Origin of the sequence: Actinotalea sp. C106 (assembly GCF_023630195.1) — a bacterium.
In the GTDB taxonomy this organism is placed as follows: domain Bacteria; phylum Actinomycetota; class Actinomycetes; order Actinomycetales; family Cellulomonadaceae; genus Actinotalea.
The window spans coordinates 1-2,470 of record NZ_JALPKN010000383.1 but is presented as its reverse complement, the minus strand read 5'-3'; the positions used below and the strand labels follow the sequence as shown (position 1 = coordinate 2,470).

The 2,470-nt window shown below is 71.7% G+C and carries 2 protein-coding genes; one reads left to right on the top strand and one right to left on the bottom strand.

The window, feature by feature from the left end:
* The coding region (locus L0B03_RS16630; RefSeq protein WP_250447945.1) for an alcohol dehydrogenase catalytic domain-containing protein at nucleotides 1–304 on the bottom strand (304 nt) is incomplete at its 3' end.
* Between the two features lie 189 nt (nucleotides 305–493).
* Here L0B03_RS16630 and L0B03_RS16625 point away from each other — a divergent pair.
* The coding region (locus tag L0B03_RS16625) for a nitrate- and nitrite sensing domain-containing protein (RefSeq protein WP_250447943.1) at nucleotides 494–2,470 on the top strand (1,977 nt) is incomplete at its 3' end.

Sequence of the window (2,470 nt, the reverse complement as noted above, 5' to 3'; positions counted from 1 at the left end):
CCTCCGACTTCACACGGCTCGCGTAGCCCCCGCCGTCCAGCAGCGCGACCACGCGGTCCCCGACGCGCCACGGGCCGGCGTCGGGCCCGACCTCGGCGACGGTCCCCGAGACCTCGAGTCCCGGCCAGTCGGGGGCACCCGCCGGGGGCGGGTAGTGGCCGGCACGTTGCAGCAGGTCAGCGTTGTTGACCCCGGCAGCGGCTACCTCGAGGACGACCTCGCCGCGGCCCGCGACCGGGTCGGGCAGGGAGGTCGTGGTGAGGACCTCAGGACCCCCGGGGGAGGAGATGACGACGGCTCTCATGAGGCGAGTCTTGCAGGCGGGTGAAAATGCACCGATATGGTGTCCCGCGGTCGACGAGTTTGCGAATAGGCCTCATGCCAGGGGCCCTCCGAGCCGATGACTGTGCGACGGCGGGTTCTAACCCCGGTCCCCAGCCGTCATCCAGCACCTCGTGCGGCAGTGCGCACTCCGCACAGTGAAGGAGACACCATGCTTCGCAGGCTCGGCATCCGAGGAAAGGTCCTCGCAGCCCTCTCCGTGCCTGTCCTCGTGCTGTTCGTCCTCGCCGGCGCCGTCAGTGCCCAGGCGATCGACGACGTGCAGACCTCACGGACCGTCACCCAGCTCCTCAGTGCCCTCGACCGCACCCGCGAGCTGACAGCGGCCATGCAGGACGAGCGCGCGGCGACCCTCGCGGTCGTGACCGCTGCTCCCGAGGAGCGTGCCGACGCCAGTGCCGAGCTGGGTCGCGTCCGCGCGACGACCAACGACGCGATCGGCGCCGCCTCGCGTGAGGCGGCCGAGATCGAGCTCGGAGCCCTGACGGACCGTGCGGTGACCGGTCTGCGCGACCAGCTGACCGAGCTCGACACCCTGCGCCGGGCGGTCGACTCGGGTGACGTGACCATGCGCCTCGCCTTCACCGGCTACACGACCGTCGTCGAGCGGGTCACCGCCTTCCCCGAGGTCGTGGCCAACGCCCTCGACGACCGTGAGCTCGCCGCGATCATCACCGGGCAGACCGCCGTCGCGAGCCTCGCGGAGAAGTACGAGCAGGAGCAGGTCTTCGGCAACGAGGTTCTCCAGGGCTCGGCGCGCTCGGGTCCCGACCTGCAGCTCCTCGCCGCCCTGTTCCCCGCGACGGACATCCAGCAGGAGTCCGCAGCCCTCGCCGTCGCCCAGCTCCAGCTGGGTATCGAGGTCCCGGGCCTGGTCACCGGCCTGCAGACCTACGGCAACTTCCGCAGCCTCGCGACCTCCGGCCAGGAGAACTACCTCAGCTTCATCGACCCCGCGCAGTGGGTCGAGACCTCCCAGGGGCAGATCGACCTGTACGCCCCGGTCGTCGCCGACCTGAGTGCGGCCGAGGAGGCCCAGGCCGACGAGGTCGCGGCCAACGCACTGCGCACCGCCGTCCTGACCATCGCGCTGACCGTGCTCGCCGTCATCATCTCGATCGCCGTCGCGCTCACCATCGCGCGCCAGATCGTCAACCCGCTGCGGCGCCTGACCCGCGCCGCGGGCGAGGTCCGTGAGGAGCTGCCGCGACTCGTGGACCAGGTGGCGATCCCCGGTCAGGGGCCCGACCTCACCCTGGCCCACATCCCCGTGACCTCCCGGGACGAGATCGGCCAGCTGGCCACCGCCTTCAACGACGTCAACTCCACGACCATCCAGGTGGCCCAGGAGCAGGCGGCCCTGCGTGGGTCGATCGCCGAGATGTTCGTCAACGTGGCTCGTCGCGACCAGGTTCTCCTCAACCGGCAGCTGTCCTTCATCGACGCCCTCGAGCGCTCCGAGGAGGACCCGAAGACCCTGGCGGACCTGTTCCGCCTCGACCACCTCGCGACCCGGATGCGCCGCAACGCCGAGTCCCTCCTCGTGCTCGCCGGCATCGACACCGGTCGTCGGCTCCGCGAGACCCTGCCCACCTCGGACGTCATCCGGACCGCCTCCTCGGAGATCGAGCACTACGAGCGCGTCCAGCTCGACCTGCCCGTGGACCCCACGATGCTCGGGCACACGGCCCTGCCGGCCGCCCACCTCCTGGCCGAGCTGCTCGAGAACGCGACGGTCTTCTCCGACCCCGGCACCCCGGTGCAGGTCTCGACCGGGGTGGACGAGCACCACGTGCTCGTCACGGTCCTCGACCAGGGCCTCGGCATGACCCCCGAGGAGATCCTCGACGCGAACACCAAGATCCGCACGACCTCGGCCGGCGACGTGCTCGGGGCTCAGCGCCTCGGCCTGTTCGTCGTCGGGCGCATCGCCAACCGCCTGGGGGCGGTCGTCGAGCTCGCTCACGGCCCGTCCGGCACCGGTACCCTCGCGACCGTCCGCTTCCCCGTCTCGCTCTTCGTCGACGCCTCGGGCCTCCCGCCCACGGCGCCGGCCCACAGCGCGGCGACACTGCCCCCCGCCCAGAGCCCCGCCCTGCCTGCTGCCCCGAGCCCGGCCCAGATCGCC